Annotated in this window: 19 protein-coding genes; 13 read left to right on the top strand and 6 right to left on the bottom strand. The window is 72.3% G+C overall.

All coding sequences use genetic code 11. From position 1 onward, the window contains the following. Nucleotides 1–89 precede the first annotated feature (89 nt). Nucleotides 90–872, top strand: a complete 783-nt coding sequence (locus tag ACLQ2N_RS01245) for a hypothetical protein (protein WP_425808426.1) — start codon at nt 90–92, stop codon at nt 870–872. 6 nt (nt 873–878) lie between these two features. Here the strand turns inward: ACLQ2N_RS01245 and ACLQ2N_RS01240 are convergent, their stop codons facing one another. After that, on the bottom strand, nt 879–1361 hold the full coding sequence (locus tag ACLQ2N_RS01240; protein WP_425808425.1) for a MarR family winged helix-turn-helix transcriptional regulator: 483 nt from the start codon (nt 1359–1361) through the stop codon (nt 879–881). 240 nt (nt 1362–1601) lie between these two features. On the opposite strand from ACLQ2N_RS01240, the gene ACLQ2N_RS01235 reads away from it, so the two are divergent. Further along, a complete protein-coding gene (locus ACLQ2N_RS01235) occupies nt 1602–2444 on the top strand; it encodes a lysozyme (protein WP_425808424.1) in 843 nt (280 codons plus the stop codon). Between the two features lie 230 nt (nt 2445–2674). Then, nucleotides 2675–3355, top strand: coding sequence for a polysaccharide deacetylase family protein (locus ACLQ2N_RS01230; protein WP_425808965.1), 681 nt, complete (start codon nt 2675–2677; stop codon nt 3353–3355). Between the two features lie 62 nt (nt 3356–3417). Here ACLQ2N_RS01230 and lon read toward each other — a convergent pair whose 3' ends face one another. Beyond that, nucleotides 3418–5832: an endopeptidase La gene (gene lon, locus ACLQ2N_RS01225; protein WP_425808423.1), complete on the bottom strand. Its 2415-nt coding sequence runs from the start codon at nt 5830–5832 to the stop codon at nt 3418–3420. Nucleotides 5833–6012: 180 nt separating this feature from the next. Between lon and ACLQ2N_RS01220 the strand changes: the two genes are divergently transcribed. The 10 genes from ACLQ2N_RS01220 to ACLQ2N_RS01175 all read left to right on the top strand — a co-directional run bounded on the left by ACLQ2N_RS01220 (nt 6013) and on the right by ACLQ2N_RS01175 (nt 17694). Then, nucleotides 6013–6414 (top strand): DUF4259 domain-containing protein, encoded by a 402-nt coding sequence (locus ACLQ2N_RS01220; RefSeq protein WP_425808422.1) that lies wholly within the window; start codon nt 6013–6015, stop codon nt 6412–6414. Between the two features lie 64 nt (nt 6415–6478). Further along, entirely contained in the window at nt 6479–7081 is a 603-nt protein-coding gene (locus tag ACLQ2N_RS01215; RefSeq protein ID WP_425808421.1) for an RNA polymerase sigma factor, read from the top strand. Continuing rightward, complete coding sequence (locus ACLQ2N_RS01210) at nt 7078–8097, top strand: hypothetical protein (RefSeq protein ID WP_425808420.1); 1020 nt, start codon at nt 7078–7080, stop codon at nt 8095–8097. Before ACLQ2N_RS01215 ends, ACLQ2N_RS01210 begins: the two co-directional genes overlap by 4 nt. A gap of 10 nt (nt 8098–8107) precedes the next feature. Continuing rightward, complete coding sequence (locus tag ACLQ2N_RS01205; RefSeq protein ID WP_425808419.1) at nt 8108–8893, top strand: ATP-binding cassette domain-containing protein; 786 nt, start codon at nt 8108–8110, stop codon at nt 8891–8893. After that, nucleotides 8890–10194 (top strand): hypothetical protein, encoded by a 1305-nt coding sequence (locus ACLQ2N_RS01200; protein WP_425808418.1) that lies wholly within the window; start codon nt 8890–8892, stop codon nt 10192–10194. Before ACLQ2N_RS01205 ends, ACLQ2N_RS01200 begins: the two co-directional genes overlap by 4 nt. After that, a complete protein-coding gene (locus ACLQ2N_RS01195) occupies nt 10191–10793 on the top strand; it encodes a hypothetical protein (protein ID WP_425808417.1) in 603 nt (200 codons plus the stop codon). Before ACLQ2N_RS01200 ends, ACLQ2N_RS01195 begins: the two co-directional genes overlap by 4 nt. Before the next feature lie 106 nt (nt 10794–10899). Then, nucleotides 10900–11592, top strand: coding sequence for a spermidine synthase (locus tag ACLQ2N_RS01190; protein ID WP_425808416.1), 693 nt, complete (start codon nt 10900–10902; stop codon nt 11590–11592). 236 nt (nt 11593–11828) lie between these two features. Next, nucleotides 11829–12566, top strand: a complete 738-nt coding sequence (locus ACLQ2N_RS01185) for a response regulator transcription factor (RefSeq protein ID WP_014154105.1) — start codon at nt 11829–11831, stop codon at nt 12564–12566. After that, complete coding sequence (locus tag ACLQ2N_RS01180) at nt 12563–13639, top strand: HAMP domain-containing sensor histidine kinase (protein WP_361019465.1); 1077 nt, start codon at nt 12563–12565, stop codon at nt 13637–13639. The genes ACLQ2N_RS01185 and ACLQ2N_RS01180 overlap by 4 nt, the downstream gene beginning before the upstream one ends. Before the next feature lie 257 nt (nt 13640–13896). Further along, nucleotides 13897–17694 carry a multifunctional oxoglutarate decarboxylase/oxoglutarate dehydrogenase thiamine pyrophosphate-binding subunit/dihydrolipoyllysine-residue succinyltransferase subunit gene (locus tag ACLQ2N_RS01175; protein WP_425808415.1) on the top strand — a complete coding sequence of 1266 codons (3798 nt, stop codon included), beginning with the start codon at nt 13897–13899 and terminating at the stop codon, nt 17692–17694. Nucleotides 17695–17890: 196 nt separating this feature from the next. Here the strand turns inward: ACLQ2N_RS01175 and fxsT are convergent, their stop codons facing one another. The 4 genes from fxsT to fxsA all read right to left on the bottom strand — a co-directional run bounded on the left by fxsT (nt 17891) and on the right by fxsA (nt 23888). Beyond that, on the bottom strand, nt 17891–20878 hold the full coding sequence (fxsT, locus tag ACLQ2N_RS01170) for an FxSxx-COOH system tetratricopeptide repeat protein (RefSeq protein WP_425808414.1): 2988 nt from the start codon (nt 20876–20878) through the stop codon (nt 17891–17893). 80 nt (nt 20879–20958) lie between these two features. After that, nucleotides 20959–22350, bottom strand: a complete 1392-nt coding sequence (locus ACLQ2N_RS01165; RefSeq protein WP_425808413.1) for an aKG-HExxH-type peptide beta-hydroxylase — start codon at nt 22348–22350, stop codon at nt 20959–20961. Continuing rightward, entirely contained in the window at nt 22347–23552 is a 1206-nt protein-coding gene (locus tag ACLQ2N_RS01160; RefSeq protein WP_425808412.1) for an FxsB family cyclophane-forming radical SAM/SPASM peptide maturase, read from the bottom strand. The genes ACLQ2N_RS01165 and ACLQ2N_RS01160 overlap by 4 nt, the downstream gene beginning before the upstream one ends. Nucleotides 23553–23699: 147 nt before the next feature. Next, a complete protein-coding gene (gene fxsA / locus ACLQ2N_RS01155) occupies nt 23700–23888 on the bottom strand; it encodes an FxSxx-COOH cyclophane-containing RiPP peptide (RefSeq protein ID WP_425808411.1) in 189 nt (62 codons plus the stop codon). Nucleotide 23889: the final 1 nt, after the last annotated feature.

Below are 23889 nucleotides of genomic sequence, written 5' to 3'. Positions count from 1 at the left end.
CTTCCGCCTCGACCGACCTTCTGACCTGCTGGTACACACCAATCGCGGTGCCGTGCAGGCACAGTGAAGGCATCGTGCAGACTGGCCGCGTGCGTATCGAACTCGCGACCGCCCCCGGCGCCCCGGACCGCCCGAACGAGGACTGGACGGCCTCGCTCCTCCCCGCTTCCGGTCGGGGCGGAGGGCTGGTGCTGCTCGACGGCGTGACCCCGCCGAAGGGCGACGCCGGTTGTGTGCACCCGGTTCCGTGGTTCACGGCCCGGCTGGGCGGCGCGCTGGTCGAACTGTCCGGTTCCCGACGGGATCTGACCTTGCGGGAGATCCTCGCGGAGTCCATTCGGCGCACCGCGGACGCCCACCGCTCGACCTGTGACCTTTCTCACGTACGTACGCCGCAGGCAACCGTCGTCGCGGTGCGTTGGGACGAGGCCGAGGTGGAGCACCTGGTGCTGTCCGATTCGGTACTGCTCCTCGAATCGCCCGCCGGGGGCGTCCGCGCGGTGCTGGACGACCGGCTCGGCCGGCTGCCCAGGGAGCTCCTGGTCTCGGACGCGGTGGCCGACGCCCGGGCGCGGAACAAGGAGGGCGGCTTCTTCACGGCCGCCGCCGACCCGGCCGTGGCGCAGCGCGCGGTCACCGGGCGGACGCCGCGCGCCGAGGTGCGGGCCCTGGCCGCGATGACGGACGGGGCGAGCCGGTGGACGGAGATGTTCGGCGCGGGCGACTGGGCGTCGTGTCTGGCGGTCCTGGCGAAGGAGGGCCCGCAGGCGCTGATCGACCGGGTCCGCGCCCTGGAGGACGCGGACACGGAGCGTCAGCACCTCCGGGGCAAGACCCACGACGACGCGACGGCGGCGTACGTCCGCCTGTGACGGACCTCAGTCCTCGGCGCGGGCGTTCAGCTGGTGCAGCAGGCGGGCGAGTTCCGCGACCTCGGCGCGGTCCCAGTCGGCCAGCTTGCGGACGTAGCGGTCGCGGCGGGCGTCGCGGACGCTCCGGAAGCGGGCGAGCCCTTCGTCGGTGAGGTGGACGAGGAACGCGCGCCCGTCGGCCGGATCGGGCTCGCGCGCCACCAGACCGAGCGCTTCGAGGGCGCGGAGTTGCCGGCTCATGGTGGCCTTGCCGACGCCGAAGTAGGCGGCCAGGTCGGTGGCCCGCTGCCGGCCGGCGGACTCCAGGCGTACGAAGAGGCCGTAGGCGGCGGCCTCCAGTTCGGGGTGCACCTCGCGCGCCATCTCGCCGGAATTGGCCCGCGCCCGGCGCAGAAAGACGGCCAACTCCAGCTCCAGAGCGAGGAATTCGTGGTCCACACCACTTCCTCCGGTAGCGCCGGGTTCACGTCCGCTTTCGCTCCCGTGCACGTCAACTCCCCTCAAGAGCTTTCCCGCAGATGAAAGTTTCTTCCGCCGCCGGTCATCGCCGCAGCTCCGCCAGTATTTCGCAGGAGTAGACCAACGGCGCCGCCCAGGCCCTCTTCCGCCGCACGGGTCTACGTGCGTAGCGTCATGCATGGCATGTCCACACCATGACATGCCTCCGGGGTCGCCGCGCGGCGCCTCCCGGGTCGGCAGCTCCCCCCACCGAGGTCTCGGAGGCACGCAATGCCCGTGCACAGATCCGGCTCCAAGAAGTCCCGCCGCTCGCGCTTCGCCGCGGCCGGCACCCTGCTCGCAGCACTCTCCCTCCTCATCGCGCTCCCCGGCACGTCGAACGCGGACATCGGCGACCCCACGGCGCCCACGCGCGGCTCCGCCACCATGGGCATGGGCGTCATCGCCCACGACGGCAAGGGCGGCCTGCCCGTCGAGGGCCGCGCCGCCCAGACCGAGGGCGTGGACGTCAGCAGCCACCAGGGCAACGTCGCCTGGTCCACGCTCTGGAACAGCGGCGTGAAGTGGGCGTACACCAAGGCCACCGAGGGGACGTACTACACGAACCCCTACTTCGCGCAGCAGTACAACGGCTCGTACAACGTCGGGATGATCCGCGGCGCCTACCACTTCGCCACGCCCGACACCACGAGCGGCGCCACCCAGGCCAACTACTTCGTGGACCACGGGGGCGGCTGGTCCAGGGACGGCAAGACCCTGCCGGGCGTGCTCGACATCGAGTGGAACCCGTACGGCGCGCAGTGCTACGGCAAGACCGCGTCCCAGATGGTCTCGTGGATCCGCGACTTCGTGAACACCTACAAGGCGCGCACCGGGCGCGACGCGGTGATCTACACCGCGACCAGCTGGTGGCAGTCCTGCACGGGCAACAACGCGAGCTTCGGGACGACCAACCCTCTGTGGGTGGCCCGGTACAACACCACGGTCGGCACGCTTCCGGCCGGCTGGGGCTTCTACACGATCTGGCAGTACACGTCCTCCGGCCCGACGGTGGGCGACCACAACCACTTCAACGGCGCCCTCGATCGCGTACAGGCGCTCGCGAACGGCTAGGGCCTGTCCGGCGGAGCCCGGTGACGTACCCCGTCGCCGGGCTTCTTCGCGTCCGGGCCACCCCACTATGAACCCGGTGTATACGCCACAGGTATAGTCGCCGCTCCAGGTCGCACACCAGTGCGTTCGTTCACCAGAGGGAGTGGCACGCCGTGCCCAGTAAGAGGAAGTCGATCGGCTCGGGGTTGGCCGTCGCTCTTGTGACAGCGCTCACGCTGAGCGGCTGCACGATGGAGACCACCGCGCCGGGCTCGGCCCGCGACGACGCCGCCGCTGACGCCAAGGCGCCGATGGGCCCGGTCGACTGCCGCAAGGCCAAGTGCATCGCCCTGACCTTCGACGCGGGCCCGGCCGAGGACACGCCCCGCCTGCTGGACATCCTCAAGGAGAAGAAGGTCCACGCGACCTTCTTCCTGCTCGGCAAGAACCACGTCAAGAAGCACCCGGACACCGTGCGGCGCCTCGCGGCCGAGGGCCACGAGATCGCCAACCACACCTGGTCGCACAAGATCCTGACCGACCGGAAGCCGGCCGAGATACGCGCCGAGCTGGAGAAGACGCAGAACGCGATCGCGGACATCACCGGCAGGAAGCCCCGGCTGATGCGCCCGCCGCAGGGCCGCACCGACGACACGATCTCCGGCATCTGCAAGGACCTCGGCCTCTCCCAGATCCTGTGGAGCGCCACCGCCAAGGACTACTCCACGACCGACTCCGCGCTGATCCGGAAGCGGATAGTCGACCAGGCGAGCAAGGACGGCATCATCCTGCTGCACGACATCTACAAGGGCACCGTGCCCGCCGTGCCCGGGATCATCGACACCCTGAAGAAGCGGGGCTACACCTTCGTGACGGTCCCCCAGCTGATGGCCCCGGCCAAGCCGGTGCCGGGCACGATCTACCGCCCGTAGGCGCGTACGGCAACGGCCCGCCTCCCCCGCGAGGGGAAGGCGGGCCGCCGTGTCCGCGGCGTCTACGCCGCGGCCGGGATCCGGTGCTCCGCCGTGGCCGGGGCGAGGGCGATCTCCAGGACCTGGCGGACGTCGGTGACCGGGTGGACGTCCAGCGTCTCCAGGACCTCGGCCGGGACGTCGTCCAGGTCCGCCTCGTTCCGCTTGGGGATCACCACGGTGGTGATGCCCGCCCGGTGCGCGGCCAGGAGCTTCTGCTTCAGGCCGCCGATCGGCAGCACCCGCCCGGTCAGCGAGACCTCACCGGTCATCGCCACATCCGTGCGGACCAGCCGGCCGGAGAGCAGCGAGGCCAGCGCGGTCGTCATCGTGATGCCGGCGCTCGGGCCGTCCTTGGGGACCGCGCCCGCCGGGAAGTGGATGTGCACGCCCCGGTCCTTGAGGTCCGCGACCGGCAGTTCGAGCTCCGCGCCGCGCGACCGGAGGAAACTCAGCGCGATCTGCGCGGACTCCTTCATGACGTCGCCCAGCTGACCGGTGAGGGTCAGCCCGGACGCCCCGGTCTCCGGGTCGGCGAGCGACGCCTCCACGAAGAGGACGTCCCCGCCCGCCCCGGTCACCGCGAGCCCGGTGGCCACGCCCGGCACCGACGTACGGCGCTCGGCCGGGTCCTGGGCGGACTCGGGCACGTGGTGCGGGCGGCCGATGAGACCGCGCAGGTCGTCCGCGCCCACCGTGAACGGCAGCTCGCGGTCGCCCAGTTCGCTCTGGGCCGCGACCTTGCGCAGCAGCCGGGCGACGGCGCGCTCCAGGTTCCGCACGCCGGCCTCGCGGGTGTACTCGCCGGCCAGCTTGCGCAGCGCCGGTTCGTCCAGCGTGACCTCGCCCTTCTCCAGGCCGGCCCGCTCCAGCTGGCGCGGGAGCAGGTGGTCGCGGGCGATGACGACCTTCTCGTCCTCGGTGTAGCCGTCGAGCCTGACCAGCTCCATGCGGTCGAGCAGCGCCTCCGGGATGGCCTCCAGGACGTTGGCGGTGGCCAGGAAGACGACGTCGCTGAGGTCGAGCTCGACCTCCAGGTAGTGGTCGCGGAAGGTGTGGTTCTGCGCGGGGTCGAGCACTTCGAGGAGGGCGGCGGCCGGGTCGCCCCGGAAGTCCGAGCCCACCTTGTCGATCTCGTCCAGGAGGACGACCGGGTTCATGGAGCCCGCCTCCTTGATGGCGCGCACGATGCGCCCGGGCAGCGCCCCGACGTACGTACGCCGGTGGCCCCGGATCTCCGCCTCGTCCCGGACACCGCCGAGCGCGACGCGGACGAACTCGCGGCCCATGGCGTGCGCCACGGACTCCCCGAGCGAGGTCTTGCCGACGCCGGGCGGCCCGACGAGGGCCAGCACCGCGCCGCCGCGCCGCCCGCCGACGACGCCGAGCCCGCGGTCGGCCCGCCGCTTGCGCACCGCGAGGTACTCGGTGATGCGCTCCTTCACGTCCTGGAGGCCGGCGTGCTCGGCGTCCAGGATCTCCTGGGCACCCTTGATGTCGTACGCGTCCTCGGTGCGCTCGGTCCAGGGCAGTTCGAGGACGGTGTCGAGCCAGGTCCTGATCCAGGAGCCCTCGGGGCTCTGGTCGGAGGCGCGCTCCAGCTTGTCGACCTCCTTGAGCGCGGCCTCGCGGACGTGCTCGGGCAGATCGGCGGCCTCGACGCGGGCCCGGTAGTCGTCGGACTCGTCCTCCGGGTCCCCGTTGAGCCCGGCGAGCTCCTTGCGCACGGCGTCGAGCTGGCGCCGCAGCAGGAACTCGCGCTGCTGCTTGTCGACACCCTCCTGGACGTCCTTGGCGATGGACTCGGCGACGTCCTGCTCCGCGAGGTGTTCGCCCAGCCACTGAATGGCGAGCTTCAGCCGGGCGACCGGGTCGGTGGTCTCCAGCAGGCGCACCTTCTGGGCGGTGGTGAGGAAGGGCGAGTAGCCCGAGTTGTCGGCGAGCGCGGAGACGCCCTCGATCTGCTGGACCCGGTCCACGACCTGCCAGGCGCCGCGCTTCTTCAGCCAGCTGGTGGCGAGCGCCTTGTACTCCTTGACCAGCTCGGCGACGGCCCCGGGCAGGGGGTCGGGGACGGAGTCGTCCGCCCGGACCCCTTCCACCCAGAGCGCGGCGCCGGGGCCGCTGGTGCCCGCTCCGATGCGGACCCGGTCGCGGCCCCGGATGAGGGCGCCCGGGTCGCCGTCGGAGAGCCGCCCCACCTGCTCGACGGTGCCGCGGACACCGATCCCGGTGTACGTCCCGTCGATGCGCGGGACCAGCAGCACCTCGGGCTTGCCGCCGCCCTCCCGGGCGGCGGCCTGCGCGGCCTCCACGGCGGCGCGCACCTCGGTGTCCGACAGGTCCAGCGGCACCACCATTCCCGGCAGCACGACCTCGTCGTCGAGCGGCAGCACGGGCAGGGTGAGCGGTGTGACGGCGTTGGACTCAGTAGCCATGATCTCCCCTTCGGCAGTCAAGTTGAGCTATACCGGCTCAATGCTTGTGAGCCCCAGGTTGTTCCCCCACCGCTGTTCGCTCTGAGCGATCAGACGCAGCACACCGGAACGGGTGCTCCGGGCTCGTTGTCAGTGGCGCCTGTCACGCTGTGTGGAGATCGATTCGCCAGGGAGAGACACATGGGTACGTGGGACGTGGGCCCCTTCGACAACGACACCGCCGCCGACTGGTGCGGCGGCCTGGACGACGCCGCGCCGGAGGCGCGCGAGGGCATGGTCCGGGCCGCGCTGGCCGAGACGGCGGGCACTACGGACTACCTGGACTCGGACGTGGCGAACGAGGCCATAGCGGCGGCCGCGCTGGTCGCGGCGCAGTGTCCCGGGGGCGCCCGCGCCGACTCCGCCTACGGCCCGGACGAGCCCCTTCCGGATCTGACCGGCCTGCGCGAGCTCGCGCTCCGGGCCCTGGACCGGGTCCTGACCGAACCGTCCGAGGCGCTGGAGCTCTGGGAGGAAGCGGAGGACGGGCCCTGGCACACGGGCATCAACCAGCTGCGCGGGGTCCTTATGCCCCGGGCCTGAGCGGCCGGCCGGTTTCCGCACACCGGGCGTGAACCGGGGGGTGGCCGGTCGGCGATATAGAGGTGTGAGCGACTTGCGCCCCTCGGGGGACGACCGGAGTGACGAGGCGCTGCTGCGTGCCGTCGCCCAGGGGGACACGGCCGCCCTGGCAGCGTTCTACGACCGGCACGCCGGCTGGCTGCTCGCCCGGCTGAGCCGGCGGTGCCCGGACGCGGAGACCGTACGGGAGGTCGTGCAGGACACCTTCGTGACGGTCTGGCGCTCCGCCTCCGCGCACCGGGGCGCGGCGGCGGGCGGCTGGCTCTGGGTGATCGCCGCCCGCCGCCTGGTCGACGCCCAGCGGACCCGGGCCCGGACGGAACGCGCGACGGCGGCCGGACAGGCGGGCGACGCCCGCTGGACCGCCCCCGCCCCGTCCGCCGAGGACCGCGTCCTGGCCGGCCTGGAGTACGGGCACGTGGGCGCCGCGCTCGACCGGATCTCCCCCGAACTCCGGGAGGTCCTCCGGGCGACCGTGGTCGACGGCCTCACCACCAGGGAGGCCGCCCGGCTGCTCGGCATACCCGAGGGCACGGTCAAGACCCGGGCCATGCGGGCCCGCCGCGAACTGCGCGCCGCCCTCGACCGGCTGGTCGCGGAGCACGGCCCCCTGGGAGGCACGGCATGACGACCTGGCACGTGACGGACGATCTGGCCCTGCGGTACGCGGAGGGCACGGCGCCGGAGACGGACTCCTGGTCCCTGGAGAAACACGTCGAGTGCTGCACCGGCTGCGCGCAACGCGTGTCGACGGCGGTACGCGACCGGACGTCCGGAGCGGCGGTGCTGGACGCGGTCCGGGCGGCGGTCCTGGCCGAGACCGTGACGGAGCCGGTTCGGGCGGCAGGGGCGGGCGCGGTTCCGGCGACGGGGGCGGGCGGGTGGCGGCAGGCACGTGGCGCGGGGCGCCGGTCCGGCGGCGTGGACGTGCCCGGGGGGTGGCGCGGCCGGGCCCGGGCGGCCGGATCCGCATGGCGCCGCGTGTCCGATGCGGGGCGCCGCCTGCCCGGAGGCCACCGTGTCGGCCGGGTGCTCTGGGCCGCCGGGCCCGCGCTGCGGGGGCCGTGGACCGGGGCGTTGCTGCTCGTCGTGTGCGCGGCCGTGGCCCTGGCGTACGGGGGCGGGTTCGACGCATCGGCCCGGGCGCTTCTGCTGCTCGTCGCGCCGGTGCTGCCGCTCGCCGGGGTCGGGGTCTCGTACGGGCGCTCCGCCGACCCCCTGCACGAGATCATCGCCACCTCCCCCGGCGGCGGGCTGCGGCTGCTGCTGACCAGGACGGCCGCGGTGCTCGGGGCGACCGTCCCGGCGCTCGCCCTGGCGTGGGCGGTGCTGCCCGCGTCGGCCGGCGGGCCGGGCCCCCTGGCCTGGTTGCTGCCCGGACTCGCTCTGACGCTCGCGGCCCTGGGGCTCGGTTCGTACGTCGGCTGCCGCACCGCGGCCGTCGTCGTCGCGACGGGCTGGGCGGCCGCCGTCACCGTACCGGCGCTCGACACGTCCCCGTCGGCACTCCTCGACCGGACGCCGACGGCGCTCCGCTACTTCGCGGGGCTCCCCGCTCAGGGCGCGTGGGCGGGAGCGGCCGTGCTCTGCGCGGCGCTGCTCGTCCTGCGCCGCCGATCCTTCGACCACCTGGAGACCTCATGAGCGTGATCGCGTGAACAGCACCGTGAAGGTGTCGGGACTGACGGTGCGGCACCGCCGCAGGACCGCCCTGGACTCCGTCGATCTCGCCTTCGGGCCCGGTGTGCACGGGCTCCTGGGCCCCAACGGGGCGGGCAAGACCTCGCTGATCCGGGTCCTGTCCACGGCCGCCGCGCCGGACGCCGGGCGGATCGAGCTGCTGGGCGCCGAGGTGGGGTCGGCATCCGACCACCGCGCCCGGGCGGAGGTCCGGCGCAGGCTGGGCTATCTGCCGCAGGAGTTCGGCTACTACGCCGGCTTCTCCGTCCGCGAGTTCGTCGCCTATGTGGCGTGGCTCAAGGAGATGGACGGCGCCCGGGTGGCCGCCGCCGTGGAGCGGGCGGTGGAACGCGTGGGTCTGGCCGACCGGATCGACTCCCGGATGAAGACGCTGTCCGGCGGCATGCTCCGGCGCGTCGGCATCGCCCAGGCGATCGTCAACGAACCGGAGCTGCTGCTCCTGGACGAACCGACCGCCGGGCTGGACCCCGAACAGCGCGTCGAGTTCCGCGCCCTCATGCGGGACCTCGGACAGCACGCGACGGTCATCCTCTCCACCCACCTGGTCGAGGACGTGGTGGCGGCCTGCGAGGACGTCACCCTGATCGAGGCGGGCCGCGTCGCGTACCGGGGGACGACGCGCGAGCTGGCGGCCCTCGGCAAGGACGGCGACGACCCGGACGCGCTCCACGGCAGCCCGGTCGAGCGCGGCTACACCACGGCCCTGCGTTCCCACCGGGCGACGGCGGGCGCCCGATGACCCTCACCGAAGCCCCCGCTCGGCGGAAGGCCTCCGGTCCGCCGCTCCCCCCGCTGCGGGCCGAGGCGCGGCGCGGGATCGGCCCGTGGACCGGGCTGTCCACGGCGCTCATGCTCGGCGTGACCATGGCCGCGAAGGCCGACGACTGGCAGGGCGACTGGATCGAGACCCAGAGCCTGCTGCACTCCGGCGCCACCCTGCTCGCCGGCCCGCTGGTGGCCGCGGCGGCCTGCTGGCAGGGTGCCCGCGACCACCGGCGCTCGACCGGTGAGCTGTGGCGCTCGACCCCGCGTGCCCGGTGGCGGCGCATGGCGGTGGCCGCGCTGCCGCTCGCGCTGTGGGCGGTCGCCGGGTATGCGGTCGCGCTGGCCGGGACGCTGGCGGCCACCTGGCCGTACGCGGGCGGCGGCGGCCCGCTCCTCTCCCTCGTCGTCGTGGACGGTGCCTTCCTGGCGGCCGTGGCGGTGCTCGGCTTCAGCGTCGGCGTGCTGTGCCGGTGGCGGCTGGCCGCGCCCGTGGCCGCCGCGCTGATGTACCTGGTGCTCGGGGTGCCGATCTACTCGGAATCCCCGGCGCGGTACCTCAACCCGGCCGAGCAGTACGCACTGTGGGACCGGCTGCCGGTCTGGTGGTTCGCCCCCGCCATGGTGGCGTGGACCTGTGGGCTGGGGGCCGCCGCGCTCACCGCCGTGGCGGCCCGGCGCCGGCTCGCCGCCCTCGTGCCGCTCGCCGTGGCCGCCGCCGTCGCCCCGCTGATCGTGTCCACGGGCGACGGCCTGTTCCGGGACGACCCGGCGGCCCACCGCATCGCCTGCACGGAGGGGAGCCCGCAGATCTGCCTGAGCGGGCGTCAGGAGCACCTGCTGCCCCAGGTCGCCGAGGCGTTGTCGGGGCTGACGGGGCGGCTGGACGGGGTGCGGGGCGCGCCGAAGCGATATGTCGCCCGGCTGCCGCTGCGCGGCCCGGACGAGGCGTGGATGCCGCCGCCCAATCCCGGCTGGTACCTCGTGCGCGGGCGGTTGCAGGACACGGAGGACTTCGCCTATCAGGTGGCGGGCAACATGACAGGGCGGGAGTGCCCGGATCGCCCGGACCAGGACACCAGCGGCCGTGGGACGGGCGCGACGGACGACGCTGTCGGAACCTGGCTCACCGGCCCCTATGCGCTGGCCCCCGGCCAGGAGAAATCCCCCGAGCTCCACCGCCTCGAAGCCATGCCCGACGCCGAGCGCCGCGCCTGGCTCGGCCGCTACATGGCCACCCGCACCAGCTGCGACCCCTCGGAGGTGCCGACCCTGTGAGCCTCCCCGTCCTCTATCTCCGCTCCCGCGCCCTCCCCCGTACCGCGGCCGCCGTGGCCTGCACGGCCCTGTTCGCCGCCTGGGCCGCCCACTGGATCCAGGCGCAGCCGACCTTCGACCACAGCGCCCGCGTCCCCGTCCTGGTGCTGGCCCCGCTGCTGGTCTCGTCGGCCATCGGGACGAGCCTGTACGCCGCGGCGGACGAGCTCGACCGGACGGCGGTCCGGCGCTGGTGGCCCCGCCGGCTGGCGCACCTGCTCGCGCTCACCGTCCCGGCCGCCGTGGCCCTCGCGCTGGCCGTCCCCGGGCACCCGGAGGCGTTCGGCGCACCCGGCATGGTGCGCAACGTGCTCGGCGCGACCGGGGTCACGGCCGCTTCGGCGGCCCTGATCGGGGCCCGGCTCAGCTGGCTGCCGGTCACCGTGTACATCGGCGCGGTCTACCTGGCCGCGCCGCGCACCCCGGGCGGAGCCGCCTCCGTGTGGGCCTGGCCGATGCAGCCGGGGCCCCAGGTGGGGGCGTGGGCCGCGGCGACGGCGGCGTTCGCGGCGGGGGCGGCGCTCTTCGCCGTACGCGGGGCGCGCCGCGAGCGCGGCTGACCCGGAGGGGGGCCGGGCCCGTCGCCGTACGAACCCGCTGGCCCCCGCCCGCCCCGGCGCGCGAGGATGGCGGGGACAGCGACCACGGCCACCGGAGATCAGCGCCATGCCCCACACCTTCGGCCCCGACGCCGACGCCCCCGTCACCCTGGACCGCCGCGAGGGACCGTACGGGGAGGTCGTCCTGCGCCGGCGCGGGGAGGACTTCGAGATCATCGCCAACGGGTGCTTCCTGATGGACACCTCCGACGGGCGGTCCGAGCGGCTGCTGCTCGACGCCGCGCTCGCCGCGCTGCCGGCCGGCCGGTCCGCGCCCTCCGTGCTCATCGGGGGTCTCGGTGTCGGGTTCTCGCTCGCCCGGGCCGCCGCCGAGCCCCGGTGGGGCCGGATCGCGGTCGCCGAGCGGGAGGAGGCGATCGTGGACTGGCACCGGCGGGGGCCGCTGGACCGGATCTCGGGGCCGGCGCTCGCCGATCCCCGTACGGAGATCCTGACGACCGACCTCGTCGCGTACCTGCGTACGACTACGGACCGTTACGACGCCCTGTGTCTGGACATCGACAACGGGCCGGACTGGACGGTCACCGAGGACAACAACGAGCTGTACTCCCCCGCCGGTCTCGCCGACTGCCGCGCGCGGCTCAACCCAGGCGGGGTGCTCGCCGTCTGGTCCGCACAACCGTCCGCCGCGTTCGACCAGGCGCTGCGGAATGCCGGGTTCCAGGGGGTACGGGCGGAAGAAGTGGGCGTTGCCCGAGGTGTGCCCGACGTGGTCCATCTCGCAATCCGGCCCGAGTGAGATGCCCCCGCCGGGTACCGGGAGCCCTTCAACCCGCGGGGACCGAGCCCCGCAAGCACGGCACTCCGCCCCGCGCGCGGGCCTCCCGCGGCGGTCCGGCCTTGCACCCTGCGTAGCCGGGAACCCTCCGCTGCCTCTACGCTGCTGACCGGTAACGGGATCACCCAACGAAATTCACGAGCGAAAACCGTACGTCCGGGGGAATGTCCTCCGTGAGAACGGGCAGGGGCGGGGCGATGGAACAGACACACACCACCCACAACGGCGTCGCGGCCACCCCGGGCGCGCAGCGCCGTGTGCTGGTGGTCGAGGACGACGCCACGATCGTGGACGCCATTTCCGCCCGGCTGCGGGCGGAGGGCTTTCTCGTGCAGACCGCTCTCGACGGCCCGGCCGCCGTGGACGCGGCCGAGGCATGGCAGCCGGACCTGATGGTGCTCGACATCATGCTGCCCGGCTTCGACGGCCTGGAGGTCTGCCGCCGGGTGCAGGCCCAGCGGCCGGTGCCGGTGCTGATGCTGACCGCGCGCGACGACGAGACGGACATGCTCGTCGGGCTCGGGGTCGGCGCCGACGACTACATGACCAAGCCGTTCTCGATGCGTGAGCTGGCGGCCCGGGTGCATGTGCTGCTGCGCCGGGTCGAGCGGGCCGCGCTGGCCGCCGTGACGCCGCGCAGCGGCATACTCCGCCTCGGCGAGCTGGAGATCGACCACGCGCAGCGCCGGGTGCGGGTCCGCGCCGACGACGTGCACCTGACGCCGACCGAGTTCGACCTGCTGGTCTGCCTGGCGAACACCCCGCGCGCGGTGCTCTCCCGGGAGCAGCTGCTCGCGGAGGTCTGGGACTGGGCGGACGCCTCGGGCACCCGGACCGTCGACAGCCACATCAAGGCGCTGCGCCGGAAGATCGGCGCGGAGCGCATCCGCACCGTGCACGGCGTCGGCTACGCGCTGGAGACCCCCGCGCCATGACCGCGCCCGGAACGGGGCTGCGGCCGTTCTCGATCAAGGCCAAGCTGGGCACACTGGTCGTGGTCTCGGTGTTCATCACGACCGGGCTGATCATGGTGGCCTTCCGCACGCGGACCGAGCTGCGGTTCATCACCGTGTTCTCGGTCATCGCCACCCTGCTGATCACCCAGTTCGTCGCGCACGGGCTGACCGCGCCGCTGGACGAGATGCGCGCGGTGGCCCGGTCGATCTCGCACGGCGACTACACGCGCCGGGTCAACGGGGCGGACCGGCGCGACGAGCTCGGCGACCTGGCGCAGACCATCAATCTGATGGCGGACGACCTGGCGGCCGTGGACCGGCATCGCAAGGAGCTGGTGGCGAACGTCTCGCACGAGCTGCGCACGCCCATCGCGGCGCTGAGAGCCGTCCTGGAGAACGTCGTGGACGGGGTGTCCTCGGCCGATCCGGAGACGATGCGCACCGCGCTGAAGCAGACGGAGCGCCTGGGCCGCCTCGTGGAGACGCTGCTCGACCTGTCCCGGCTGGACAACGGCGTCGTCACACTGAAGGCCAACCGCTTCGAGGTGTGGCCGTACCTCTCGGGCGTGCTGAAGGAGGCGAACCTCGCCGCCGCGCACCGCCGGCTCTCCTCCGGGTCCGGCAACCACTCCCGTACGGACGTGCATCTGCACCTGGACGTGTCGCCGCCGGAGCTGACCGCGCACGCGGACGCGGAGCGGCTGCACCAGGTGGTGGCCAACCTCATCGACAACGCCGTCAAGCACAGCCCGCCGCACGGCCGGGTCACGGTGCTGGCCCGGCGCGGCCCGCAGCCGGAGTCGCTGCACCTGGAGGTGGTGGACGAGGGGCCGGGCATTCCGGAGTCCGAGCGGCACCGGGTCTTCGAGCGGTTCAACCGGGGCGAGGTGGCCTCGCCGCACGGCCCGGGCAGCGACGGCGGTACGGGGCTCGGGCTGGCGATCGCCCGCTGGGCGGTGGATCTCCACGGCGGCCGGATCGGAGTGGCCGAATCTGCTCGCGGCTGCCGTATCCGCGTCACTCTTCCAGGCATTCCGCAACCACGAGGTTGACGTAGGGTTCGAACCGGAAGGCCACGTTCTGCGTGTTCCGGTAACGGGATACGGTCCAGGGGGCCGCTGCGGCGGCCTCGCGTACCCGGAGCGAAGCGGAACCATGCTTGTTTCCCGCCATTTCCAGCGCCGAAACCCGGCTTTCGATGTGACTTGCACGACGAAGACCTCCCCGGCCTGCAAGGAACGGCCACGGAGGCGTAGCCTTGATTCCCGCTGTCCATCACCTTGCGAAGCGGAAGAGGGCGGTCACCGCCGTGTCGTCTCAGTCCCCCAGTAACTCGAGCATCTCGACCGACCAGGCCGGCCCGGGCACCAACCCGGCCGCGGCATTCGGCGCCAATGAGTGGCTCGTCGACGAGATCTACCAGCAGTACCTCCAGGACCCCAATTCGGTCGATCGTGCCTGGTGGGACTTCTTCGCCGACTACAAGCCGGGCAAGACCGGCACGGCGGACAAGCCCGGCGCCGCAGCCGCGGGGGCTGCAGCGCCCGCGGCCCCGGCCGCCCCCACCACCGCACCGGCGGCCCCGGCCGCTCCGGCGCAGCCCGCGGCCCAGGCCCCGGCGGCGCCCGCCGCCCCGGCACAGGCCGCCCCGGCCGCTCCCGCCGCGCCCAAGGCCCCGGCTCCGGCCGCCAAGGCCCCCGCCGCGAAGGCCAAGGCCGCCGCGGACACCGAGGCGCCGGCCGGACCGGAGTACGTGACGCTGCGCGGCCCGTCCGCCGCGGTCGCGAAGAACATGAACGCCTCGCTGGAGCTGCCCACGGCCACGTCCGTGCGCGCCGTCCCGGTGAAGCTGCTGTTCGACAACCGCATCGTCATCAACAACCACCTCAAGCGCGCCCGGGGCGGGAAGATCTCCTTCACGCACCTCATCGGGTACGCGATGGTGCAGGCGCTCAAGGCCATGCCGGCCATGAACTACTCCTACGCGGAGAAGGACGGCAAGCCGACCCTCGTCAAGCCGGAGCACGTCAACCTCGGCCTCGCCATCGACCTGGTGAAGCCGAACGGCGACCGCCAGTTGGTCGTCGCGGCCATCAAGAAGGCCGAGACGCTCAACTTCTTCGAGTTCTGGCAGGCGTACGAGGACATCGTCCGGCGCGCCCGCAACGGCAAGCTCGGCATGGACGACTTCACCGGCGTCACCGCCTCGCTGACCAACCCCGGCGGCATCGGCACCGTCCACTCGGTGCCCCGCCTGATGCCCGGACAGGGCCTCATCATGGGCGTCGGCGCGATGGACTACCCGGCCGAGTTCCAGGGCACCTCGCAGGACACCCTGAACAAGCTGGGCATCTCCAAGGTCATGACCCTGACCTCGACGTACGACCACCGGGTCATCCAGGGTGCCGCGTCCGGCGAGTTCCTGCGCGTCCTCTCCCAGCTGCTGCTCGGCGAGAACGAGTTCTACGACGAGATCTTCAAGGCGCTGCGCATCCCCTACGAGCCGGTCCGCTGGCTCAAGGACATCGACGCCTCGCACGACGACGACGTCACCAAGGCCGCGCGGGTCTTCGAGCTGATCCACTCCTACCGGGTCCGCGGCCACGTCATGGCCGACACCGACCCGCTGGAGTACCACCAGCGCAAGCACCCCGACCTCGACATCACCGAGCACGGCCTCACCCTCTGGGACCTGGAGCGGGACTTCGCGGTCGGCGGGTTCGCCGGCAAGTCGATGATGAAGCTCCGCGACATCCTCGGCGTCCTGCGCGAGTCGTACTGCCGCACCACCGGCATCGAGTTCATGCACATCCAGGACCCGAAGCAGCGCAAGTGGCTCCAGGACCGGGTGGAGCGCCCGCGCCCCAAGCCCGAGCGCGAGGAGCAGCTGCGCATCCTGCGCCGGCTCAACGCGGCCGAGGCGTTCGAGACGTTCCTCCAGACCAAGTACGTCGGCCAGAAGCGGTTCTCGCTGGAGGGCGGCGAGTCCGTCATCCCGCTGCTCGACGCGGTCATCGACTCCGCCGCCGAGGCCCGCCTCGACGAGGTCGTCATCGGCATGGCCCACCGCGGCCGCCTGAACGTCCTCGCGAACATCGTGGGCAAGTCGTACGCCCAGATCTTCCGCGAGTTCGAGGGCAACCTCGACCCGCGCTCGATGCACGGCTCCGGCGACGTGAAGTACCACCTGGGCGCCGAGGGCACCTTCACCGGTCTGGACGGCGAGCAGATCAAGGTCTCGCTGGCCGCCAACCCCTCGCACCTGGAGGCGGTCGACCCGGTCCTGGAGGGCATCGCCCGCGCCAAGCAGGACATCATCAACAAGGGCGGCACGGACTTCACCGTGCTGCCCGTCGCCCTGCACGGCGACGCGGCCTTCGCGGGCCAGGGCGTCGTCGCCGAGACGCTGAACATGTCGCAGCTGCGCGGCTACCGCACCGGCGGCACCGTGCACGTGGTGATCAACAACCAGGTCGGCTTCACCGCCGCCCCGGAGTCCTCGCGCTCCTCGATGTACGCCACCGACGTGGCGCGCATGATCGAGGCGCCGATCATCCACGTCAACGGCGACGACCCCGAGGCCGTCGTCCGGGTCGCCCGGCTCGCCTTCGAGTTCCGCCAGGCGTTCAACAAGGACGTCGTGATCGACCTCATCTGCTACCGCCGCCGCGGTCACAACGAGGGCGACAACCCGGAGTTCACCAACCCGCAGATGTACACCCTGATCGACAAGAAGCGCTCGGTGCGCAAGCTCTACACCGAGTCCCTGATCGGTCGCGGCGACATCACCCTGGAAGAGGCGGAGCAGGCGCTCCAGGACTTCCAGGGCCAGCTGGAGAAGGTCTTCGCCGAGGTCCGCGAGGCCACCTCGCAGCCCGCGCAGCCGCACGTCTCCGACCCGCAGGCCCACTTCCCGGTCGCCGTGAACACCGCGGTCACCACCGAGGTCGTCAAGCGGATCGCCGAGTCGCAGGTCAACATCCCCGAGTCGATCACCGTGCACCCGCGGCTCATGCCGCAGATGCAGCGCCGTGCCGCCTCGGTGGAGAACGGCACGATCGACTGGGGCATGGGCGAGACTCTGGCCATCGGTTCGCTGCTGATGGAGGGCACCCCGGTCCGGCTCGCCGGCCAGGACAGCCGCCGCGGCACCTTCGGCCAGCGCCACGCGGTCCTGGTCGACCAGGTCACGGGCGAGGACTACACCCCGCTGCTCTACCTGACGGACGACCAGGCCCGTTACAACGTCTACGACTCGCTCCTCAGCGAGTACGCGGCGATGGGCTTCGAGTACGGCTACTCGCTGGCCCGCCCGGAGTCGCTGGTCATCTGGGAGGCCCAGTTCGGCGACTTCGTCAACGGCGCGCAGACCGTCGTGGACGAGTTCATCTCCTCGGCCGAGCAGAAGTGGGGCCAGACCTCCGGCGTCACGCTGCTCCTGCCGCACGGCTACGAGGGCCAGGGCCCGGACCACTCGTCCGCCCGCCCGGAGCGCTTCCTCCAGATGTGCGCGCAGGACAACATGACGGTCGCGATGCCGACCCTGCCGTCGAACTACTTCCACCTCCTGCGGTGGCAGGTGCACAACCCGCACCACAAGCCGCTGATCGTCTTCACCCCGAAGTCGATGCTCCGCCTCAAGGCGGCCGCGTCGAAGGTGGAGGAGTTCACCACCGGCGGCTTCCGCCCGGTCATCGGCGACGACACGGTCGACCCGAGCGCCGTCCGCAAGGTCGTCTTCTGCGCCGGCAAGGTCTACTACGACCTGGAGGCCGAGCGCGAGAAGCGGGGCGTCACGGACACCGCGATCATCCGTCTGGAGCGCCTGTACCCGCTGCCGGGTGCCGAGATCCAGGCCGAGATCGCCAAGTACCCGAACGCCGCGAAGTACCTGTGGGCCCAGGAGGAGCCGGCCAACCAGGGCGCCTGGCCGTTCATCGCCCTGAACCTGATCGACCACCTGGACCTGGCCGTCGGCGCGGACGTCCCGCACGGCGAGCGCCTGCGCCGCATCTCGCGCCCGCACGGCTCGTCCCCGGCGGTCGGCTCGGCCAAGCGCCACCAGGCGGAGCAGACCCAGCTGGTCAACGAGGTCTTCGAAGCCTGACCGGCAGCCCGTACGCCCGAGGGGCCCGTTCCGCGTTCGTTCGCGGGGCGGGCCCCTCGGGCGTGGCGGCTCAGGTGACCAGCGGTTCGAAGGGCCAGAACCGGGGCGGCACTCCCCCCGGGCCGGCCTCGAACACCCGGCGGCAGGCCACCGCCAGCGGGTGGCCGGGCCCCAGCACGGCGTCGGCCCGGTCGCGTCAAACGATCAGCGGCTCGAAGTCCCAGTACGGACGGTTGCGGGAGCTGGCCGAGACGGTGTGAGTGTGCCGGGCGCCGAGGGTGGCTGCCAGGTCTTCCAGAGCCTCGATCTCGACCTTCTCGGCCTTCTGTTGCTCCCTGAGGCCGCGCAGGTCGGCAGCGTGGGCGATCCGCGCGGACAGCGTCAACGGATGGGTGCGGCCGAGCACCTCGACAGCCCGGGTGACGATCGAGTCCGTCAGCGCGGCGGCGGACTCCGGGTCGCCCACGAGGTTGCGAAGCGCCGAGGCGTTGATGCCGCAGCCCAGCGTCCACGGATGGTACTCGCCGACGGCCTGGGTCATGGTGGCCAGCGCCTCCTCCAGGAGCACGTGGGCGTGCTCCCGCTCACCCACGTTGCGCAGGATCAAAGCATGATTGGACCGGGTACCGGCAGCGAACGGGTGTGCCTCGCCGAGCATGTCCGCGTAGCCGCTGACCACCTTTTCGCCTATGGCCCTTGCCTGGTCGATGTTGCCGTGTTCACGGGCGAAGCAACTCTGCCCGGCCGAGAACATCATCGTCAGCGGGTCGCTCTCGCCGAGGACGCGTTCGCATCGCTCCAGGACACGGGTGAACAGGGACGCGGCCTTGGCGCGTTCACCGTTGCGGTAGTGGCACAGCGCGAGGTTGAACTCGGCGCGCAGGGTTTGTGGGTTGTCCGGTCCGAGAACCCGTCGGTGCATCTGAACGCTCTGGTTCTGCAGGGAGGACGCCTCGGAATAGCGGCCGAGAAGGCGCAAGTCCGTGGCGTAGGCGATCTCGGAGTACAGCGTCCAGGCGTGCCGGTGTCGCAGGAGCTGACGGCGGGCGTCCAGCGTGCGCCCGTCGAGTTCCAGGGACTCCGCGTACCGGCCCAGCAGCCGCAAAGTGACGGCCAGGTTGCTCTGTGCGTTGAGCGTTCGCGAGTCCTGGTCACCCAGCAGTCTCTGGTAGGAGGTGAGGACCCAGCCGGACACTTCCAGCGCCTCGTCGTACCGGCCGAGGCCCCGCAAGTCGGCGGCCAGGCCAGAGGCTGCCCTTAGATGCTCCAGGTCCTCGGGGCCGCGCTCGGCGCGCAGCCGCTCCACCACGGCGCGTTCGATGGCCTCCGTGCCCGCGTAGTCGCCGACGGCCCTGAGTAGGTTGCTGTAGTGGTAGCTGACGTCCCAGATCCTCGGATGGTTCTCGCCGAACAGCTCGCGCCAGGCGGCCATCGCGCGTACGCCCAGCTTGATACCGGCCCGGTACTCCCCCGACAGGTACATATAGCGGAGGCAGTTGAGCACCAGGGTCTGGACCGCCGGATCAGTGCTCTTCAATACGTCGGCCCACTTGAGGTGCGGAGTGATCTCGGCGTACGCGGGCCACAGGCGGGTGTCGGTGGGGCGGCCGGGATCGGCCGCCGCGAGGGCGCGCCGGACGACGTCGATGAACTCCTGCCGGTTCTCCTCCGTCATGTCGTGCCCGATGATCTGGTGGACCATCCGGTGCATGTAGACGGTCTCCCCGGAGGACGTCGCGTCGACGCCCGATTCATGGGATTCCAGCCGGACCACGGAGTACTGACGGAGTTGGTTGATCGCCTTGTTCCACAGCAGCGGGTCGCTCATCAGCCCGGACACCTGTTCCGGCAGGTCACCGGGCGGCATGTCCTTCAGCAGCCGTACGGGGATGGAGCCAGGTGCGAAGAAACTGCAGAGGCGCAGCAGGTCGACGGACTCGGGGACGGTGTCCCTGAGTTTGTTCAGCAGTATGGACCAGGCGGTCTGGAAGGCGAGGGGGAAGTCGGCGGAGACCTTGACGACGTCCTGATCGATGCCGCCTTCGAGGAGTTCGATGTACTCCTCCACCGACAGGTCCGAGTCGTTGAGCCAGCCGGCCGTCTGGTCGAGCAGCAGCGGCAGGTCTTCGAGGGCCTCGGCGAGCTGGTCGGCCTCTGCCGGCGTCAGGCGCGGGGCACGGCGGCGGACGAAGGCGACGGACTCGTCGCGCCGGTAGACGGGCACCTCGACCAGGTTGCTGTTGTGCTCGCTCCACTCCGGATTGCGGGAGGTGATGAGGACGTGCCCGGGCCCGGTGGGCACCAGGTCCCAGATCTGGTCGGGCTCGTCGGCGCCATCCAGGATCAGCAGCCAATGGGAGTGCGGGTCGCCCCGGCGGAGCGAGTCGCGGACGGCGCGGAGCCGTTCACCGTACTCGGGACCAGTGGACAGGCCGAGTTCCGGGGCGAGTTCGGCAAGCCTCTGCCGGTAGATCGCTCGACGGTCGGCGGGCACCCACCAGACCACGTCGTACTCCGAGCCGAAACGGTAGACGTACTCGGCGGCGAGCTGGGTTTTCCCGACGCCGGACATGCCGTGGAGGGTCACGACCCCGGCGCCCGGTCCGGATTCCTGGAGCGCCCGGTAGGCATCGGTGAGCAACTGCTCGCGGCCGGTGAACCGAATGTTGCGGCGCGGCACCCCACCCCACACCTGGGGGGTGTCGGAGGGGAAGCGCGGGCCCGAGGGGGTGCCGTCGGGCAGCGGGTCGGTGGGCAGCCCCAACCGGGCGAGAAGCCGCCGCTCCGCCTCCTCGGCGCCGACATTGGTGAGGTCGGCAGCGCCGAAGGCCGAGGTGGCTCCGGGCAGCGCCGATGTGGTGACGCACACGGCCGCGAACCGGTCCGGATCGGTGGCGACTTCGGAGCGCAGAGCACGATTCCACTCCTCGTGGCTCCGGGGGCCGAGCTGGAAGTACCAGTCGCTGAGGATGACCAGGACGCGGCCGCGGGCGAGCGTCAGATCTCGCAGCGACTCCTCCAGCGGAATCGATACCGGCGGGTCCCACCGCTGCTGGACGACGGTCACACCACGCCGCTCCAGACGGTCCGCGATCCACGCCGCCCAGGCACGGTTGAACCCGGCGAAACTGATCGTGACGGCGTTCGCCTCGTTCGCTCCAACTGCCTTACGCGTTCCGGGCATTCAACCGACTCCCTGCCTCGATACGAGCCTTCTCAACATACCCCGGAGCACGGTCGCTCCGACCGGGATCGGGTCGATGCTCACTGCCTTCGCGAGCCGTTCCTCTGCTGCCATATCACCTTGGCGGTACTCACGTACGCCTGAGCGCGCGCGAGGTGCCCCGAGGGAGGCGGAGAATCGTCCAGACGGTGGTAGACCGAGATCATTTCGTTGACGAGTGTCCGGCCTTCAGGGGTCAGCGCTGCCGAGCCGGCCAGCACGGGCAGCACGGCACCGACCTGTTCACGGCAGCGGGCGTGCTCGGCCCAGGCCAGGTCCCGATGGACGGACCGGTGCGCATGCAGTGCGAACCGCTGCCAGAAGTCCGCGAGCGCCACGTGCGAGTAGGCACCCTGAAGAAGTCCGTCGAAGGGTCGGGGGTCGGGCCGCCACGGGGCGAAGTACCGCTCGGCTGTGCCCTCCCGGTGGAGCTGAACCATGGTGGAGAGTGCGGCGAGTTTGGTGTGCTGCAGTTCGTGTACCAGCGTCGAGGCGAAGTAGGCCGCCGTCGTCGGCTTGCTGCTGAGCACCGCACCGAACGCCTCACGCCGGGTGCCGCTGCAGTGCACCGCGCTCCGGCCGGCGGGCCCGGAGCCGGGCGGCGGCCCGAGCGGGATCATGCAGCGCAGCAGGACGGATGCCTCGGTGAGCCGGTGCTCCCCGCCCACACGCAGCAGCCGTTCCACCCCGGACCAGGACTCGGCCCAGGTTTTGCGCTCCCAGTCCTCGATCTGAGTGGCACCGCTCAGCCCGTGCTGCTCCACCCCGCTGCCAAGCGTCCGGTACGGGTCCAAGTCGTCCAGGGCTACGAGGCTTCCTCCGGGCAGCACCGCAGGCAGCATGAGGAGGGGCAGCCAGCGCGGGTCCGCCGAGCTCGTGGTCCCGTCGGGATGGATCCGGACGCTCAGCGGCGGACCGTCTGCGGGCGCGACCGTCAGCTCCCCCGCGTCGCAGGACAGCTGGACGGGGCCGACGTCCACGCGGACGGCTCCGAGAGTGGGCAGCGAGAGGAGCCCGCCCCAAGGCCCCAGACAGACGCTGAATCCGACTCCCGCCCGCACAGCCCCCGCAGCCGCCAACGCCGTCAAATGGGCCAGACCGGCCAGGAGCTCCGGCCCGACCGGAGCCTCCGACGTCAGCCCGCCCAGCAGCCGCTGCGCCCACGGCCCCACCAAGGGGTGGAACAGCACGGTGCGCACCGCCGCCCGGTCCGCGCGTTCCGCGGCTTCGAGGAGGGCCCAGTCCGCGCGGAGGCGGTCCAGCAGCGGCGGTGGGCACACGGTGGCCGGGGCGGCCTCCGCCGCGTCGAGCACGGCCCGCAGGAGGACGAGGCGGCGGGTGTCCTGGTCGCGGACGAGCAGGCCCAGCGACGCGGCGTCGCCCTCGGTGCGGCCGAGTTCGCGCAGGACGTGGTCGGGGACGACAGCACTCATGGGGGGTCTCCAGCGGTTGCGTCGGCGAGCCGGTCCGCGATGTGGCGGATCAGCCGTTCGAGGTCGGCGCAGTAGACGGAGGGGTTCCGGAAGCCGTTGTCTGCGCGGTAGCGGTGTGCGTAGTGGCCGCCCCCGCACACGGTCAGCAGCGGGCAGGCGCGGCAGGCGGCGGCCAGCGCGCCGGCCCCCGCCTGGCGGGCGGCCACGCCCGGGTGGCGCAACGCCTCGTCGAAGGTGTGGTGGAAGACGTCGAGGCCGGTGGCGGCCGCGCCGTCGTACGCGGACTTGAGCGAGTCCACCTGCTCGATGGAGCCGTCCGTCTCGATCACGACCGCGTTGAGCGGGTCCAGCCCGAGCGATTCGGTTGCGGCGGGCAGCCCGAGGAGCAGTGCGAAGCACTCCTCGAACAGCCGGATCCGGGTCTCCCGCCGGGGCGCCCCCCACCAGCGGTCGAAGACCGTGCACAGCCAGTCGCCGTACGGGGTGGGGCGCCCCGGACCGGGAGCGGCGGAAAGGCCCGGAGGCGGGCTGGACCAGTTGCCGTGCGGCAGCAGGAGGTCCAGGGCCGGAGGGCGCAGGGCGAGTAGCGATTCGTACATCTCGACCGGGTCGGTGCGCGGGTCGACCACCGTGAGGATGCCCGCGTACGCCTCGGGGTGGCGGTCGGCCAGGAGCCGGGCGCCCCGGGATGCGGCGGGCCAGGAGGGGCGGCCCGCGTGGTCGGTGCGCAGGGTGTTGTGGGCGGCGAGCCCGCCGTCGAGGCTGATGCCGACGCTGATGCCGTGCCGGGCGAGGGTGGCGATGCCGTCGTCCGTGAGCAGCGTGGCGTTGGTCTGCACGGTGGTGTGGACGGCGCAGTCCGCCGGTGCCCGCTCGCGCACCGCGTCGGCGAGCGCGGCCAGCCGGCCCGGCCCGGCGAGCAGGGGTTCGCCGCCGTGCAGGACGAGGGCGACGCTCCCGAGCCCGTGGGCGCCCACGTGCTCGGCGATCCGGGCGGCGGTCCGGTCGAGGACGGCGGGCGACGCGGCGGACGGGCGGTCGCGCCAGGTGCGGTCGGGGCCCTCGTACAGGTAGCAGTAGCGGCAGGCCAGGTTGCAGCGGCCGTGCACCTTCACGATGAACTGCCCGAAGGGCACCGGGTGCGCGGGGGTCTCACCGCGCGGCCCGGCCCGCTCCCCCTGCGGCGTCGTCCGTCCAGCCATTCGAGCACCCCCGTGCTGTACGCCGACCGGGATCGCCCCGCTGCCGGCCCGGGGTGAGTGTCCCCGGCGTACGGCGGACGCAGGCCCGGCCGGGGCCATGATGTCCTGATCGGGCACACCCCCGGCCGAAACCGTGCGGTACGAAGCTCAGAAGGCGTTGGTGAACCCCCACAGCATCTCCTCGGGCTGCTCCGCCCGCCCCCGCAGATCCGCCACCACCTCGGAGAGCACCGGGTGGTCCATCGTCCGCAGGGTCGCCAGGTCCAGGCCCAGCAGGTCCGGCAGTGCACCCCCGCCGGCCGCGCCCGTTCCCTCGTACCGTGTCGACTCGCTCATC

Source organism: Streptomyces sp. DT224, assembly GCF_049844595.1.
GTDB lineage: Bacteria > Actinomycetota > Actinomycetes > Streptomycetales > Streptomycetaceae > Streptomyces.
Note: the sequence above shows the minus strand (reverse complement) of the source record. Positions and strands in the feature narration are given on the sequence as shown.

Coding starts and splice junctions, on each gene's coding strand:
- ACLQ2N_RS01235 (WP_425808424.1), top strand. CDS start 1,602: ATGCCCGTGCACAGATCCGGCTCCAAGAAGTCCCGCCGCTCGCGCTTC.
- ACLQ2N_RS01230 (WP_425808965.1), top strand. CDS start 2,675: ATGGAGACCACCGCGCCGGGCTCGGCCCGCGACGACGCCGCCGCTGAC.
- lon (WP_425808423.1), bottom strand. CDS start 5,832: ATGGCTACTGAGTCCAACGCCGTCACACCGCTCACCCTGCCCGTGCTG.
- ACLQ2N_RS01220 (WP_425808422.1), top strand. CDS start 6,013: ATGGGTACGTGGGACGTGGGCCCCTTCGACAACGACACCGCCGCCGAC.
- ACLQ2N_RS01210 (WP_425808420.1), top strand. CDS start 7,078: ATGACGACCTGGCACGTGACGGACGATCTGGCCCTGCGGTACGCGGAG.
- ACLQ2N_RS01200 (WP_425808418.1), top strand. CDS start 8,890: ATGACCCTCACCGAAGCCCCCGCTCGGCGGAAGGCCTCCGGTCCGCCG.
- ACLQ2N_RS01190 (WP_425808416.1), top strand. CDS start 10,900: ATGCCCCACACCTTCGGCCCCGACGCCGACGCCCCCGTCACCCTGGAC.
- ACLQ2N_RS01185 (WP_014154105.1), top strand. CDS start 11,829: ATGGAACAGACACACACCACCCACAACGGCGTCGCGGCCACCCCGGGC.
- ACLQ2N_RS01180 (WP_361019465.1), top strand. CDS start 12,563: ATGACCGCGCCCGGAACGGGGCTGCGGCCGTTCTCGATCAAGGCCAAG.
- fxsT (WP_425808414.1), bottom strand. CDS start 20,878: ATGCCCGGAACGCGTAAGGCAGTTGGAGCGAACGAGGCGAACGCCGTC.
- ACLQ2N_RS01165 (WP_425808413.1), bottom strand. CDS start 22,350: ATGAGTGCTGTCGTCCCCGACCACGTCCTGCGCGAACTCGGCCGCACC.
- ACLQ2N_RS01160 (WP_425808412.1), bottom strand. CDS start 23,552: ATGGCTGGACGGACGACGCCGCAGGGGGAGCGGGCCGGGCCGCGCGGT.
- fxsA (WP_425808411.1), bottom strand. CDS start 23,888: ATGAGCGAGTCGACACGGTACGAGGGAACGGGCGCGGCCGGCGGGGGT.